This window comes from Sphingomonas sp. P4_D12 (assembly GCF_056401895.1).
Genome location: NZ_JBFUIL010000005.1, coordinates 418,906 through 434,029, shown reverse-complemented (window position 1 = coordinate 434,029; position 15,124 = coordinate 418,906). Strand labels below are relative to the sequence as shown.

15 protein-coding genes are annotated in these 15,124 nt (G+C 64.8%); 5 read left to right on the top strand and 10 right to left on the bottom strand.

The features are described 5' to 3' along the window. Positions 1–29 precede the first annotated feature (29 nt). Together AC1DSD_RS12200 and AC1DSD_RS12195 are read right to left on the bottom strand one after the other, a co-directional pair. A complete protein-coding gene (locus AC1DSD_RS12200) occupies positions 30–788 on the bottom strand; it encodes a nuclear transport factor 2 family protein (protein WP_478030342.1) in 759 nt (252 codons plus the stop codon). 55 nt (positions 789–843) lie between these two features. After that, positions 844–2,259, bottom strand: a complete 1,416-nt coding sequence (locus tag AC1DSD_RS12195; protein ID WP_478030340.1) for an MFS transporter — start codon at positions 2,257–2,259, stop codon at positions 844–846. 139 nt (positions 2,260–2,398) lie between these two features. Between AC1DSD_RS12195 and AC1DSD_RS12190 the strand changes: the two genes are divergently transcribed. Then, entirely contained in the window at positions 2,399–3,301 is a 903-nt protein-coding gene (locus AC1DSD_RS12190) for an SDR family NAD(P)-dependent oxidoreductase (RefSeq protein ID WP_478030339.1), read from the top strand. A gap of 230 nt (positions 3,302–3,531) precedes the next feature. Continuing rightward, on the top strand, positions 3,532–4,437 hold the full coding sequence (locus AC1DSD_RS12185; RefSeq protein ID WP_478030337.1) for a helix-turn-helix domain-containing protein: 906 nt from the start codon (positions 3,532–3,534) through the stop codon (positions 4,435–4,437). A 54-nt stretch (positions 4,438–4,491) separates the two neighbouring features. Here AC1DSD_RS12185 and AC1DSD_RS12180 read toward each other — a convergent pair whose 3' ends face one another. The 5 genes from AC1DSD_RS12180 to AC1DSD_RS12160 all read right to left on the bottom strand — a co-directional run bounded on the left by AC1DSD_RS12180 (position 4,492) and on the right by AC1DSD_RS12160 (position 8,760). After that, positions 4,492–6,054, bottom strand: coding sequence for a class I adenylate-forming enzyme family protein (locus tag AC1DSD_RS12180; protein ID WP_478030335.1), 1,563 nt, complete (start codon positions 6,052–6,054; stop codon positions 4,492–4,494). Between the two features lie 146 nt (positions 6,055–6,200). After that, positions 6,201–6,605: a hypothetical protein gene (locus AC1DSD_RS12175; RefSeq protein WP_478030333.1), complete on the bottom strand. Its 405-nt coding sequence runs from the start codon at positions 6,603–6,605 to the stop codon at positions 6,201–6,203. Beyond that, positions 6,595–7,035, bottom strand: a complete 441-nt coding sequence (locus tag AC1DSD_RS12170; protein WP_478030331.1) for a dihydroneopterin aldolase — start codon at positions 7,033–7,035, stop codon at positions 6,595–6,597. Before AC1DSD_RS12170 ends, AC1DSD_RS12175 begins: the two co-directional genes overlap by 11 nt. After that, complete coding sequence (gene purU / locus AC1DSD_RS12165; protein ID WP_478030329.1) at positions 7,007–7,861, bottom strand: formyltetrahydrofolate deformylase; 855 nt, start codon at positions 7,859–7,861, stop codon at positions 7,007–7,009. Before purU ends, AC1DSD_RS12170 begins: the two co-directional genes overlap by 29 nt. A gap of 26 nt (positions 7,862–7,887) precedes the next feature. After that, positions 7,888–8,760 (bottom strand): methylenetetrahydrofolate reductase, encoded by an 873-nt coding sequence (locus AC1DSD_RS12160; protein WP_478030328.1) that lies wholly within the window; start codon positions 8,758–8,760, stop codon positions 7,888–7,890. Between the two features lie 86 nt (positions 8,761–8,846). Here AC1DSD_RS12160 and AC1DSD_RS12155 point away from each other — a divergent pair, with 86 nt between their 5' ends. Beyond that, positions 8,847–9,602 carry an alpha/beta fold hydrolase gene (locus AC1DSD_RS12155; protein WP_478030326.1) on the top strand — a complete coding sequence of 252 codons (756 nt, stop codon included), beginning with the start codon at positions 8,847–8,849 and terminating at the stop codon, positions 9,600–9,602. Position 9,603: 1 nt separating this feature from the next. Beyond that, on the top strand, positions 9,604–11,001 hold the full coding sequence (gene desA, locus AC1DSD_RS12150) for a syringate O-demethylase (protein WP_478030324.1): 1,398 nt from the start codon (positions 9,604–9,606) through the stop codon (positions 10,999–11,001). Between the two features lie 52 nt (positions 11,002–11,053). On the opposite strand, the gene AC1DSD_RS12145 is transcribed toward desA, so the two are convergent. The 3 genes from AC1DSD_RS12145 to AC1DSD_RS12135 form a co-directional block, all read right to left on the bottom strand. Then, a complete protein-coding gene (locus AC1DSD_RS12145) occupies positions 11,054–11,749 on the bottom strand; it encodes an IclR family transcriptional regulator (protein WP_478030476.1) in 696 nt (231 codons plus the stop codon). Positions 11,750–11,846: 97 nt separating this feature from the next. Further along, positions 11,847–12,974: a cobalamin-independent methionine synthase II family protein gene (locus AC1DSD_RS12140; RefSeq protein WP_478030322.1), complete on the bottom strand. Its 1,128-nt coding sequence runs from the start codon at positions 12,972–12,974 to the stop codon at positions 11,847–11,849. 77 nt (positions 12,975–13,051) lie between these two features. Next, complete coding sequence (locus AC1DSD_RS12135) at positions 13,052–14,470, bottom strand: aldehyde dehydrogenase family protein (RefSeq protein ID WP_478030321.1); 1,419 nt, start codon at positions 14,468–14,470, stop codon at positions 13,052–13,054. 124 nt (positions 14,471–14,594) lie between these two features. Between AC1DSD_RS12135 and AC1DSD_RS12130 the strand changes: the two genes are divergently transcribed. Continuing rightward, positions 14,595–15,041 (top strand): MarR family winged helix-turn-helix transcriptional regulator, encoded by a 447-nt coding sequence (locus AC1DSD_RS12130; RefSeq protein WP_478030319.1) that lies wholly within the window; start codon positions 14,595–14,597, stop codon positions 15,039–15,041. The last annotated feature ends 83 nt before the right edge of the window (positions 15,042–15,124 follow it).

Genomic DNA, 15,124 nt, shown 5'->3' with positions numbered 1-15,124 from the left:
CCTGCGTTGTTGGTGAGCGCTGCTCGAGACTAGACCGCGGGCTCCGCCGTCCTGGCCTGTTCGCGGTCGACGTCCCCCTGCCAGCGCTCGGCGACGATCTCCTTGCCGGTCACCGGATGCTTCATGTGGAAGGGCACCAATTTGTGGGTCGGCCATAGCCAGCTGTCGGCGATCAGCTCGTCGGGGCCGGTCGGATCCTGGGGAAAGGTCTGGGTCGGGAAGGGGACGTATTCGGGCCGCGTATTGGCCCAGCCGGTCTCGAAATCGGCATGCCATTGCGGCAGGTAATTCAGCACCTTGATGCGCCAGACTCCGTCGACCTTCTGATAGGTGTTCTCGTAGATTCCGCCTTCCCACCATTGGCGCGCGCCCATCATCGGGTTGCTCGAATCGGCATAATCCTTGTGTCGGCCGGCCTGCATCATCGAGCGCGCGCGGCCATAGGCGATCTCGCCGTCGGGTTCGACGTCGATAATGTCCTGGAGCTGCGGGTGATCGAGCAGGAAGCCATCGATCGGACCGTTATTGCCGTGGGTGAAGCGCTTCTGGAACCGCTCGACATAGAGCCGGCGGATACCTTCCTTGCCCTTCCACACGCCGCCGAAAAAGCGCACTTCGCCATCGTCGGTGAACAGGTCGACCGTCTCGTTGTAGAGGCATTTGTCGATCAGATAGCCATAGAGGTGCTGGAGCTTGCGGATATCGAGCTCGTCCTCGCGCTGCAGCAGGCGGCGAGACAATTGCTGGACAGTCTCTTCGAGCTTCGCGATGCGATCGGCCTCGGACATCAATCTCTCCTAATTGTATGCTTTGCGTACAATGTGCGCCGCCCGCGCGAGCGAGTCAACTTCCCGCCGCTTCCAGCCGCTCGACTTCCTCGCGATAGGGTTTGATGGCGCGCACCATGCACAAGGTGGCGATCGGCAGCAGGATCGACGCGGTCAGCACCAGCGTCTTCCACAACTGCGCTTCGTCGCCGATCACATAATCCTGCACCAGCCCGACGACGAAGCTGCCCATCGCGCCGAAGAAGGTGAACATGAACAGGTAGATCGCGGTGACCTGGCCACGCATCGCATTGGGTGCGACGCGCTGGATCGCGGCATTCTGGGGCACCGCGCCGGCGATGCCGAACATCGCGCCGACGCTCATCACGCCGAGCGACAGATAGCCGTTGGGCATCAGCGGCGACAGGATCGAACAGATCGTCACGCCGCCGAACAGGATCGCCGCGGCGCGGACGTTGGCGTCCTTGTGACGCCGTGCCAGCCACTCGACCAGCACGCCGCCGAGCACCAGTCCCGCCAGCGAGGCGATCAGGATCATCCCGCCCATCACCGCGCCGATCTGGCGCTCGTCCCAACCGAAGGTGCGGATCATGAACGGGACTCGCCAGAATTGAAGCCCGAACACCTCGATCGCGCTCAGCGCGAGTCCGGCGAACAGGGGATAATAGACCCGGCGGCGGGCATGGATCGCGCGGATCGCGTCGAGCCCGGTAAAAGTCAGCATGCGGCGGGCGAGCGAGGCGTCGCGCGGCGGCTGTGGCGCGTCGGGCGCGGGCGCGAGGCGGGGCGGTTCCTTCACCGTCAGGAACAGCAAAGCAACCAGCAGGCCGGGCAGGCCGACCCAGATCATGATCCATTGCCAGGCGAAGATCCGGAGGCCGCCAAATTCGGTCGGCGCCCAATGCGCGGTCATCGCGATCAGCATCCCGCCGACGATCGGGCCCAACGTCGTGCCGCCGATGAAGCCGAACTGGAGCAGGGCGAAGGCGCGAGTCAGCTTGCGCGGCGGAAAGGCGTCGGCCAGCAGCGAATAGGATGCCGGGGCGTGTGCCGATCCTCCAGCCGCGAGAAAGACGCGCGAGCCGACGAACTGGGCGAAGTTCTGCGCCAGGCCGCCGAGTGCGATGATCGATCCGATCACCGCCACGCCGCCCGCCAGCACGTATTTGCGCGGATAGATATCGGCGAGCCGCGCCAGCGGAATGCCGACGAACAGATAGCAGATGATGCTGGCCGGTCCGCCGAGAAAGCCGAGTTGGGCATCGCTCAGGCCGAAATCGGTCTTGATGCGCTGCGCCAGCATGCCGAACACGACCTGATCGAAAAAAGTCAGGAAGGTCGCCAGCACGATCACCGCCAACGCCCAATAAGCGCGCGGTGTCGAGGGCCAGATGCGCGAAGGATGCGGCGCAGCCTCCGCTTCCCGTTCGCCGGTCGTCATGTCCGCCGCCGTCGCGATCCCGATCGCCATGGGCATTCCTCTCACCGTGACGTGAGCCGCTGACGGGCCCATCGTTTCCGCTTGGCAAATTGTACGTGTTGGATACAAAAGGCGAGACAAAAATGCGTGCGGTGGGAAACAAATTTCCGCCGGTCATGGGAGAGACGAATTGCAGGATCTGGCTGGACGCACGGCGTTCGTCACCGGCGGTGCCAACGGCATCGGACTCGGGCTCGTCCGCGCCTTGCTGGCCGAAGGGTGCAAGGTCGCGCTGGCCGATATCCGCCAGGACGCGATCGACGCGGCACTGGCGACCCTCGACAATCAGGACGTGATCGGCGTGCAGCTCGACGTCGCGTCGCGCGACGGCTTTGCCGCGGCGGCCGATCGGGTCGAGGCGGATCTGGGACCCGTCAGTCTGGTGTTCAATAATGCCGGGGTAAACCTGTTCCAGACGATCGACGATTCATCCTATGACGATTGGGATTGGGTGCTCGGCGTCAATCTCCACGGCGTCGTCAATGGCGTGATGACCTTCGTTCCGCGGATGAAAGCGCGAGGCGGCGGCGGGCATATCGTCAATACCGCCTCGATGGCCGCCTTTCTCTGCGGGCCGCAGCCGGGCATCTACAATACGGCCAAATTCGCCGTGCGCGGCATGAGCGAATCGCTGCGCTACAGCCTGGCCAAGCACGGTATCGGTGTCTCGGTATTGTGTCCCGGACTGGTGAAGAGCCATATCTTCGCTAGCGACGAAATACGCCCCGACGACCTCAAGGCGGGGGCGAAAGCGGTGGATGCGACGGCGGTCGGACGGCTCGAGCAGATCCACCAGACCGGCATGGAGCCCGACGTGATCGCTGCGCGGGTGATCGAGGCGATCCGCGCCAACCGCTTCTACATCTTCTCGCATCCCGAGTTTCGCGATGAACTGCGCGAAGTGTTCGACGATATTCTGGACGCGTTTCGCGATTATCCTGAGGATTCCGGGTTCGAGCAGCGGATCGCTTTCGAGAAAATGCGGCGCGACGGTTATCGCGCCGCGCGGCAGGCCGCTCGCGGCGACGGCTGAGTTCTTTCGCAACCAAGAGTGCCAACCGCGCTCTGCTCCGCTTGCGCAATTGGTATGACAGGGATACAATTACTCCCGCTACCCCGGCGCAGATCGGGCAAGGGCGTTTGTTCGTCCGGCATGGTCGGGAAGCAGGAGGGGACGATGGATCGTTGCTACGACGTGCCCGATCGCACGGGTTCAGGCCGAGGGCGGGCCAGGCTCGCCGCCGCGCCATTTGGGCAAATTCATTGAGCGCGGTCGAGCTGTTCACCACGCGGATGGTACCGCACGATCGGCGCCAGGACTTCTGGTGCTCGCTGGTCGCCGAAACCTTTCCCGGCATGGTGGCCGATGTCCCTGCCGGCATCCGCGCCGACCTGGCGCGCTGGTCGGTCGGCAATATGGCGGTCGCGCATGCCCGTAGCGACCGCGCGCGGGTCGAACGCGCGCGCGACGTGCGAGACGACCGCAATCTGGTCTTTCACCTCCAGCGCCGTGGTAGGCTGATGATGACCCAGGCGGGACGCGTCGCCATCGCGGGGAGCGGGGACATCGTGATCGCGGATGAGACCACGCCCTATACGATCGACATTTCCGACGCGAACGACTGCCTGATCGTCCACGTGCCCGCCCCGATGCTGGGGGCGGAAGCGGCCGCGCGCGATTGGCACGCACACATGCTCGATGGGCACGATCCCCATGTCGCATTGTTCGCCAGGATGCTGGAAGGCTTATGGGTGGAGCGCGCCAAGCTCGACCGGCTCGAACAGGGCGTGGACGAGGTGCTGGCGGGGCTTGCCCGGATGGCATGCCTGCGCGGCACCCCGCGAGAAGCCGAACCGTCGCGCGATCCGGTCGATTATGCGCTGTCGCATCTGCACGATCCCGAGCTCGGCACGGCGCGCATCGCCGAAATGACCGGGCTGGGCACGCGCGCGGTGCAAAAGGCGTTCGCGCGTCATGTCGCCGCGACGCCGACCGGCTTCATCGCCGAGCAACGCCTGCAGCGTGCGGCAGAGGCGTTGCGGCAGCGCGACGGACGGTCAGTGACGCAGATCGCGTTCGATATCGGCTTTTCCGATTCCGCCTTCTTCAGCCGGTGTTTCCGCCGCCGCTTCGGCGAAACGCCGAGCGGCTGGCGCGATCGAGCCTAGGACGCCGATCCCGCGCCGGGGACATGCCGCGCCGGGCGCCCGCGTCCCGCGCGGTCAGTTGACGTTGCGCCCCGTGTCCGACCAGAATTCGGCGCGCATCGCCTTTTTGTCGGGTTTGCCGACCGGGGTGCGCGGCAATTCGCTGCGGAAGAGCACGGTCTTGGGCGCCTTCACGCTGCCCAATTGCGCCTTGCAATGCGCGCGGATCGCCTCGGCGTCGAGCGATTGTCCGGGCAACAGAACGACCAAAGCCGTCACCGCTTCGCCCCATTTCTCGTCGGGCACGCCGATGACCGCGGCCTCGATCACCTCGGGCAGTTCCATGATCGCGGCCTCGACCTCGACCGGGAAGACGTTGAACCCGCCCGAGACGATCATGTCCTTCTTGCGGTCGACGATATAATAGAAACCGTGCTCGTCGCGCCGGCCAACGTCGCCGGTATGGTGCCAGCCATGCTCCCAGGCTTCGGCGCTCGCCTCGGGCAGCTCGAAATAGCCGCCGCCGACGATCCCGCCGCGCGCGACGATCTCGCCTACTTCGCCGGTCGGCAGGATGTTGCCGTCATCGTCCATCAACTCGACGCGTACCGAAAGCGTCGCCGTGCCGCAGCTGCCCAGCCGTTCCGGATGCTCGCCGCGCGCGGCCGCCGCGACGACCTCAGGCGACAGCCAGGTGGCGACGAGGTGGCATTCGGTCTGTCCATAACTCTGGCACATGCAAGGGCCGAATACGCCGACCGCCTGACGCAATTTGTCCGGCGAAACCGGCGATCCGGCGAGCAGGAAATAGCGCATGCTCGCATAATCGAATTCGCTGACGCGCGGATGAGCCAGCATCGAATAGAGCGCGGTGGGGGGCAGGAACATATGGGTCACGCGATGCTCGCCGATCGCCGCCATCACGGTATCTGCGTCGAAGCCGGACAGGACCACCACTGTCGCGCCCATCGCGATTCCCGCCATGGTGAAGGGGCCGGCGGCATGGGTCAGCGGCGCGGTCGCGAGGAACACCGGAGTCTCGGCCGGCATGAGATGCGCGATCGTCTCCAGCATCGTGCCCCAGCTGCGGTTGAGCACGCGCACGCCCTTGGCCGGGCCGGTGGTTCCGCCCGTGGCGATGATGGCGGCCAGATCCTCACCATTGCCGGTCGGGTCGCCGCCATCGGGCACCGGGGGCGAACCCTCCGGCAGCATATAATTGTCAAGCGAGGCATTGCCGCCTTCCTCGGCGTCGAGGCAGATCAGACGCCGGATCGTCGGCACTTGCTGTGCGACGGCGTGCGCGTCGGCGGCATAGCTCGAATGATAGAATAGCCAGCTGGCGCGGACATAGTTGAGATACTGGATATTGGCGTCGAGCGCGTTGCGCGTATTGACCGGAATCCAGGCGGCGTCCGCGCGCCACAGCCCGAGCATCGCGATCAGCACCGAGCCGTGATTGGGCGACATTACCGCGACGGCTTCCTGGCGCTCCAGGCCGTCCGCGATCAGCGCGCCGGCCAGCCGCTGCGACAGCTTGGCCATCTCGGCATAAGTGTAGCTTTCGTCGCCGGCGACCAGCACGATGCGATCGGGATGCAGTCGCGCCTGCTTGTCGAAATAATCGATGTTGCGCATCGCCGCTCTCTCCCTGCGCCATACTTATCGTTGTCGAACGCTTCCGCATTCCGACGCTCGGCCGTTCGATGGCCCATTCCCGCCAGCTTACAGTCGGATTCGTCCGTGTGTCTTACATACAATTTTCCGAACGGAAATGCCTGTCTTCACCCGACGCCGAACCGATCGCGTTTTTCATCCGATCTAGCCCCCGGCAGTCGCTCGATCTCAGTCGCTGTGCTGCCCGACGGGCAGGGCGCCAGATAATCCTCGCCAAGTTCCGCCGCGCGAAGCCGCGCCAGCAGCGCCCTGGCGGCGTCGGGCGATACTTCCTCGCCGACCGGGCAGCGGTCGGTCCGGATGGTATATTCGACCCACTGATTGGATGCGCGGTCGAACGCCAGGTCGCAGCTTTCGATGCCGTCGACCTGCAGCGTCAGCTGGCGCGCGAGGTCCGCCAGGATACGCTGCGCGTCGGGATTGATCCCGGACCGGAAGGAAAAGCGCCGCAACCGATATTGCCGGCGCGCGGCCTCACCTTGACTGCCGGAAGCCGCGAGGTCATTGCCCATCGTGCCGCTCCCGACGTGTCAGCGCTATCCGTACCGAGGCGGTGCCGCGGGGCAGGGCCTCGGGTTTCGCGACGATGATCTCGACGCGCTCCACTGGCCCCAGTTCGAGGCAGCGTTCGCCGAGCAGGAGAGCGTAGGTCTCGATCAGCTCGATATGATCCGACCCCAGATCTTCGGCTTCGGCGGCGATCCGGCGATAATCGACCGACTGGCCAAGCGAGGCGACCGGCCCTCGGTCCACGAGTTGGAGGTCGACGGAGACGAGCAAGGGCTGTCGCCGGTCGCGTTCGTCCGGATTGATCCCGATGCGCGCGGAAATCGGGAGGTCCTCGACGCGGACATAGGTGGCGAGCGCATAGCGATCGCGGACCGGCCGCGGCATCGCGGCATCGCGCGGCGCGCTATCGAAAAACGACGGTGCGGTGGCCATTGAGCAACACCCGGTCCTGGAGGTGATAGGCAACCGCCGCCGCCAGCACGCGCCGTTCGATGTCGCGCCCCTTGCGGACGAGGTCGTCGGGCGTATCGGCGTGACTGATCGGCTCGACGTCCTGGGCGATGATCGGGCCTTCGTCGAGATCGGCGGTGACGTAATGTGCGGTGGCGCCGATCATCTTGACGCCGCGCTCATGCGCCTGGTGATAGGGCTTGGCGCCCTTGAACCCGGGCAGGAAGCTGTGATGGATGTTGATGCAGCGACCCGACAGGAACCGGCTGAGATCGTCCGACAGGATCTGCATATAGCGCGCAAGCACGACCAGCTCGGCACCGGTTTCGTCGACGATCCGCTTCAGCGCCGCTTCCTGCTCGTGCTTGTTGTCCTTGGTCACCGGCAGATGGTGAAACGGGATGTCAGCGATCATCGTGGTGTGGAGCGCGGTCTTGGGATGATTGGAAACGATCGCCACGACATCCATCGGCAATTCGCCGATGCGCCGGCGGTAGAGCAGATCGCCCAGGCAATGGTCGAACTTCGACACCATCAGCAGCACGCGCTTGAGCTCGGCGGCATCGTGGATCGTCCAATCCGCGCCGATCGCCGTTCCCACTGGAGAGAAAGCGGCGCGCACATCGTCAATGCTGCCGCCGCCCGTCACGACGAAGACGACGCGCATGAAGAAGCGGCCGGTGGCGGGGTCGTCGAATTGCTGGGCGTCGGTGATGTTCGCGCCATGATCGGCGAGCACGGTCGCGACCTTGGCGACCAAGCCTGGTCGATCGTCGCAGGACAAGCGCAGGACGAAGGTTGGATTCACGTCAAACTCCGCAAGAGTGACGCCGGTCAATGCGACGCGGCCCGATAAGTGTTGATCCACTCGACCGTTCGGGCGAGCCCGCCAAACGGGTAGAAATGCAGCCGAACCGCGCCGTGCGCCGGCGTCAGTCCGCGCTCGAAATCTGCGACCAGCCGGTCGGGCCCGGCCGACCCGAGCAAGCGCGTGAGCGAGACGCCATATTTGGCCATCACCGTCGTCGACGCGCCGACGCCGCAATGCGCCGCGTAACGCAGCAAGGTCTTGATCCCGGCCGGGCCCGGCACGCCGATGCGGACCGGGCAGTCGATGCGGCGCGCGCGAAGTTCCGCCAGCCAGGTAAGGATCGGCGCGGCGTCGAAGGCGAATTGGGTGACGATCAGCGTGGCCATGCCGCGTTCGGTGATCGCCGCGTGCTTGGTCGCCAACGCGTCCCAGCGTTCGGCCTCGTTCATTGCCGGATGCCCTTCGGGATGGCCGGCGATGCCGATCGCCTGGATCCCGTGACGTTCGAACAGCCCGGTCTCGAGCAATGACATCGTGTCCGCAAATGGCCCGGCAGGGACGGGCGGATCGCCGGCGACCAGGAAGACGCGACGCACACCGGCCTCGGCGGTGGTCCGCGCCACCATCTGGGCCAATTCGTCGTGCGACGTGATGCGACGCGCCGAGAGGTGCGGCATCGGCTCGAAGCCGAGCGCGCGCAGGCCGATCGCGGCGTCGATCCGGGCGTCCATCGTTTCGTTGGGCAGGAACGTTATCGCGACAGGCGTTTCGGGCGCGATGGCATTGGCCACCTCGTACAAAGCGGGGCGATCCTTGGCCGTCATTTCGAGCGAATAGCCGTCGGTCATGCCATTGGCTGGCCGCGTCCAGGCGGGGTGCAGGACAGGAATTCCCATGGGCCCTCTCGCTCTTGCGCGGTTTCGACCGCCGCGTGTCGATAGCCTCTATCGCGACTTTGATATTTCGTATAGATGAAAACTTCATGTCTGTGAATTTATCTGAGCCTGCCGTCGAACCTCTCCCGCTCGTGATGCTGCCGGGACTGATGTGCGATTCGCGCGTCTTCGCGGCGCAGGCGGGGGCCTTCACCCAAGCGTGGCCGGTGCCCGATTATGGCGATGCCGCCACGCTGGGGGATATGGCGCGGCGCGTGCTGGATGCTGCTCCCGCACGCTTCGCGCTGCTCGGCCATTCGATGGGTGCGCGCGTCGCGCTGGAAATCGTGCGAGCGGCAGGCGATCGAGTCGATCGGCTGGCATTGCTCAGCACCGGCGTCCATCTGCCGGGGGAAGGCGAGGCGGCTAAGCGCTATGCCTTGCGCGATCTGGGGCGGCAGCGTGGCATGGCGGCGCTGGTCGATGCCTGGCTCCCGCCGATGATCGCGCCGTCGCGACCGCGCGACGATCTCTACCAAAAGCTCCACGCGATGTGCGTCGAGGCCGGCCTGGCGCGTTTCGAGGCGCAGATTGCCGCCTTGCTGTCACGGCCGGAAGTCGAAAGCCTGTTACCGGCGATTACCTGCCCGACGCTAGTCGCGGTCGGCAGCGAGGATCGCTGGAGCCCGCCCGTCCAGCATGAGGCGATCGCCGCGCTTATTCCGGACGCGCGCTTGGCCGTGATCGAGGGGGCAGGGCACTTGCTGCCCGCCGAACGTGCCGACGCGCTCAACGCCGCGATCGCGGACTGGCTGGAACAGCCCGCCCTATCATCCCCATCATATTGTCCTGAAGGAGCCTGAGATGACCGAACAGACCCTGCAACAGCTGCTGGATGCCAGCGGCGATATCGTCGAATTGCTGCGCAACCAGCAAAGCGGACCCAATGTCTATCCCGGCGTGCCGGCCGAATATTCGAACTGGCGCAGCGAGCAGCAAGCCTGGGCGAAGACCTGCGTGCTGTTCAACCAGTCGTTCCACATGGTCGATCTGGCGGTCGAGGGACCCGATGCGTTCGCGATGCTCAACCATCTCGGCGTCAACAGCTTCAAGGGGTTCGTGCCCGACCGCGCCAAGCAATTCGTGCCGGTGACGCCCGACGGCTATGTCATCGGCGACGTCATCCTGTTCTATCTCGACGAGAACAAGTTCAACCTGGTCGGGCGTGCGCCGACGATCGAATGGATCGAATATCACGCCGCGACCGGCGACTGGAACGTCACGGTGTCGCGCGACGAGCGCACTGCGGTCCGTCCCGATCCGGAAAATCGTCGTTCCTACCGGTTCCAGCTTCAAGGGCCGAACGCCATGAAAACGCTGGAAAAGGCGATGGGCACGACACCGCCCGACCTCAAATTCTTTCACATGACGCGGCTCGCGATTGCTGGAAAGGAAGTGCGCGCGCTGCGCCACGGCATGGCGGGACAGCCCGGCTATGAACTATTCGGGCCATGGGGCGATTACGACGTCGTGCGCAACGCGCTGATCGACGCCGGCAAGGAATTCGGTTTGGCGCTGGTCGGCGGGCGCACCTATTCGTCGAACACGATCGAATCGGGCTGGATCCCGTCACCCTTGCCGGCGACCTATACCGGTGAAGGGACGCGCGGTTTCCGCGAATGGCTGTCGGCCAATAGCTATGAAGGCAAGGCGTCGATCGGCGGCAGCTTCGTGCCCGATTCGATCGAGGGCTATTATCTGACACCCTGGGACCTCGGCTACGGCCCGTTCGTCAAGTTCGACCACGATTTCATTGGCCGCGATGCGCTGGAACGGATGGCGGGCCTGCCGCATCGCAAGAAGGTGACGCTGGCGCTCGACAATGAGGATCTGATGCGCGTCATCAGTTCGCAATTCACGCGAGGAGATCGCGCCAAATATATGGAATTCCCATCGGCCGTCTATTCGATGCACCCCTATGACCAGGTGCTGAAGGACGGAAAGCAGGTCGGTATTTCGACCTGGATCAGCTATAGCGCCAATGAAGGGCGGATGCTGACGCTGGCGATGATCGAGGCCGATCACGCCGTACCCGGCACCGAAGTCACTTTGTTATGGGGTGAGCCCGATGGCGGCACGCGCAAGCCGACGGTCGAGCGCCATGTTCAGACCGAGATCAAGGCGGTTGTGGCGCCGGTCCCCTATTCCGAGGTCGCGCGCGACAGCTATGCCGAGAGCTGGCGGACCCACCAACTGACCTGACGGACTTCGTCCCCGCATTTCCGGTGATGCTTTCGTGTCGCCGGAAATGCAGTCAGGCAGCTTCGAACAGAGCCACTGTTCGTTTGAGCAGTTCGGCGGCATGGCGTTCGATCTCGGCATCGAACCGGACCGAGGGGATGGCGACGCTGAACGCGCCGAGCAATTCGCCGTCGACCGATACGGCGCAACCGATCCCCTGGATGCCCGGCGTATGCTCCTCGCGCGTCCGAGCAATGCCTGACTGACGGATCGCGGCGATCTCGGCGCGCAAGGCCTCGGCATCAGTGATCGTAGCCGGCGAGAAGGCTCGCCGCTCCGACTCGTCCAGATAGGTTTCGAATTCGGCCTGGGGCAGAGCGGCCAGGATGGCCTTGCCCGCCGCGAAGCCGTGGAGCGGGGTGCGCGTGCCCATCTGGACGGCATAGCGCAGCGCATGCTCGCTGGTTTCGGTGACCAGCGCCTCCACTTCCCAGCCGACGCGGACGAAGAAGGAGGCGGTTTCGTTGAGCTGGACGCGCAACGAGCGGACCAATGGCGCGACCCGCTCGGCCAGCGAAAAGCCGTGCGCGCGTGCCTGCAGCCGCGCGAGGCCGGGGCCGGCGGTGTAGCGGCGGCCGGCGCGCGCCAGATAACCACGATCGATCAGCGTGTTGAGCAGATAGGACAGGCTGCTGACCGGGATGACCAGGGCCGCCGCAATCTCCTGTGCGACGACGGGGCGATCGCGCGCCACGACATATTCGATGATGTCGAGCGTGCGCCCACCCGACCTCCCATAGAATACCCTGATTGGGAGGTCGGGTGGGGGAGCGGGCCGGCACCGTCACAGCGACGCTGAAAAGACTCTAGATCCGGGCGGCGGCGATATCGGCGCCTTCGCGCAGGTTGCGCAGCTTGGCCCAGGTCACGATCGGATCGATCTTGCCGTAACCAGCAAAGGTGCCGAATCCGCAATCGGTGCTCGCGACCACGCGGTCTTGGCCCACAATGCCGGCGAAACGTTCGATTCGCTGCGCGATCAGCTCGGGATGTTCGAGATAGTTCGAACAGGTGTCGATCAGGCCGGGGGCGAGCAGCTTGTCGTCGGGGATGGCGGCGTCGCGCCAGATCACCCATTCATGCTCGTGGCGAGGGTTGGCCGCTTCGAACAGGATGGTCGCCGGCCGCGCCCTGAGCACGATGTCGATGATCCGCTCGAGCGGGATGTCGTGGTCGTGCGGGCCTTCGTAATTGCCCCAGCAGATGTGCATCCGCATCCGTTCGGGCGCGATATTGGCGGTCGCGGCATTGAGCGCGTCGACATTGGCCGCGATCGTCCTGAGGAATGTCGGCTCGTCCATTTCCTGATAGCCGGTGTGGCGCGACATGGCGAGATCGGGACAGTCGAGCTGCAATTCGAATCCGGCCGCGACGATCGCCTCATATTCGGGCTGCATCGCGGCCACGAGGTCGGCGAGATAGGCCTCGTGGCTGGGATAATAAGCATTCTTCTGGAACGCAGTGATCAGCCCGGGCGAGGCGGCATTCATGAACGCGCGCGTGCCCTTGCCGTGGCGGTCGAGCGCGCCGCGGAAGCGCCGGATATCGTCGTGCAACGGCTGAAGGTTCACCAATCGGACGGGCGCGATGCACGAGGCACGGGTGAATTCCTGCGCCCCCATGATATGCGCCAGCTTGGCGCGGAGATCGGGCAGTGGGGCGAGGTCGAGTGCCGGATGGCGGTCGGTATGGCCGCCAAAGCCGGACAGGCGTTCGATCATGTAGGTCGAATAGCCGACCTTGCCGAGTTCGCCGTCGCTGATCACCGTGACGCCCGCGTCGATCTGAGCCGTCACCACCGCATCGATCGCGGCCTGGACCGCGGTGTCGAACGCGTCGGCGTCATAGGGTTCGCCATGGTCACGGGCGAGCAAGAGCGGCGTCAGTTCGGGGCCGCGCGGCAAACTACCGACATGGGTCGTCGCGATCGGCATGGGCGTTCCTTGTCTTTGGACTATCGAACGACCATGCCGTCATTTCATGTTTGTGTATAGATCATATACGCGAATAATCACGCATCCTCGAGCGCGACGACGTTGATGATGTGCGGCTGGGTATATTCGTGCAGACCCGCTTCACCCAGTTCGCCGCCCAGGCCCGATTGCTTCGATCCGCGGAACGGGATGTTGGGATCGATCGCCAGATATTGATTGACCCAGACGGTGCCCGAATCGATCCGCTTCGCGACATCGGTGGCGCGCACCAGGTCCTTGCCCCAGACGGTGCCGCCCAGGCCGAATTCGGAATTGTTGGCGCGCGCGATCACGTCGTCGATATCGTCATATTTGAGCACCGGCAGCACCGGACCGAATTGCTCCTCGCGCACCAGCGGCGCGTCGTCGTCGAGGTCGCGGACGATCGTCGGCGGAATGAAATAGCCGGGCCGGTCGAGCGCTTCGCCGCCGGCCAGCACCGTGCCGCGCTCCTTCGCATCATCGAGCAGCGCCATGACCTTATCGAACTGCATCTTGTTCTGGACCGGGCCGACCTGCGTGCCCTGCTTGGCGCCGTCATCGACCACCGCTTCTTTGGCAAGGCGGGCGAGCTCGTCACAGAATTCGTCGTACATCGGCTCGGGCACGTAGGCGCGCTTGATCGCAACGCAGATCTGGCCGGCATTGGCCATGGCGCCGCCATAGACCTTTTGCGCGACCTGGCGTGGATCGACATCGTCGAGCACGATCGCGGCATCGTTGCCGCCGAGCTCAAGCGTCACGCGCTTCACGCCTTGCGCGGCCGCGGCCATCACTTTCTTGCCGGTGGCGGTCGATCCGGTGAACGCAACCTTCGCCACGTCCGGATGCGTGGTCAGCACTTCGCCCAGGTCGTTCTGGTCGCACACTGTGTTGAACACGCCGGCGGGCAGGATATCGCGGCAGATCTCACCGACCAGCAAGGTGGTGAGCGGCGTCGTCGGCGCGGGCTTGGCGACCATCGTGTTGCCGGTGACGAGCGCCGGGCCCAGCTTGTTCATGAGCAGGATGACCGGGAAATTCCACGGCGTGATCGACGCGACCACGCCGAGCGGGGTGCGGTGCTCGATCACGGTATTGCCGCCTTCGTCGCGCAAGGTCTTGGGCTCGAGCCGCATGGCGGCGAACGCGCGCAGCGTGAAGATGCTGCCCATCATCTCGAACATCGCCTGGTCGAGCGGTTTGCCCTGTTCGCTGGTCAGCAGGCTGGCGAACTCGCCCGCCCGCGCCTCGATTGCGTCCGCGATTTTGTCGACCAGGGCCGCGCGTTGTTCGATGGGAGTCGCCGACCAGGCCGGGAAAGCGCGCTTGGCCGCGGCGACGGCGCGATCGATCAGGGCGCGATCGGCCTTGGGGCAATGCGCGAAGCTCGACCCCGTCGCCGGATTGATGACGTCGAAGCTGGTCGCGCCCTCGACGAGTTCGCCATCGATCAGCATCCTGAAATCGCGTTCCATCATCACTCTCCTTGTTCGGTTGCCGGCATTGCGCTGGCATTCGGTGTCGCAATCGGGAAAAGATGCGACACGTTTCGGCCTTTGTGCGCCGGGCATACAATTTTGACAAGATGGTATTCAGCCGATGAAACAAGGAAGCGATCTCGACGGGCTACTGGGGTACAGGATCGAACTCGCCCATCTGATCGCGATAGAAGATGCGCGGCTGGCGCTCGCGCCATACGGCCTGACGCCGGCGAAGCTGACCGCGTTGTTGCTCATTCGCGCCAATCCGGGATGCGATCAGACCGCGCTCGGCAAGGCGTTGAGCGTGAACCGGTCGAGCGCGATGAAGCTGGTCAACGTGCTGGTCGATCGCGGCCTGATCGAGCGTCGACCTGGACGCGATCTGCGTACCAATGCCCTGCATCTGCTGCCCGGCGGCGAGGAGCGGGTGGCGGAGATGCTCGACCGATTGCGCGAGTCCGATCGACGCCTAGCCGGCGATCTGACCGCGGCCGAGCGAGTGATGCTGATGGCATTGCTCAAGAAACTCCGGAAACCGCGCGCGGCGCGGCGCGACGACGACTGACGGGTAGCACCCAGCTTGCCAAATTGTTTGCTTGAGATACAATCTGGCAAACGCTCGCCACATACGAGCGAGATCGGAGTGGG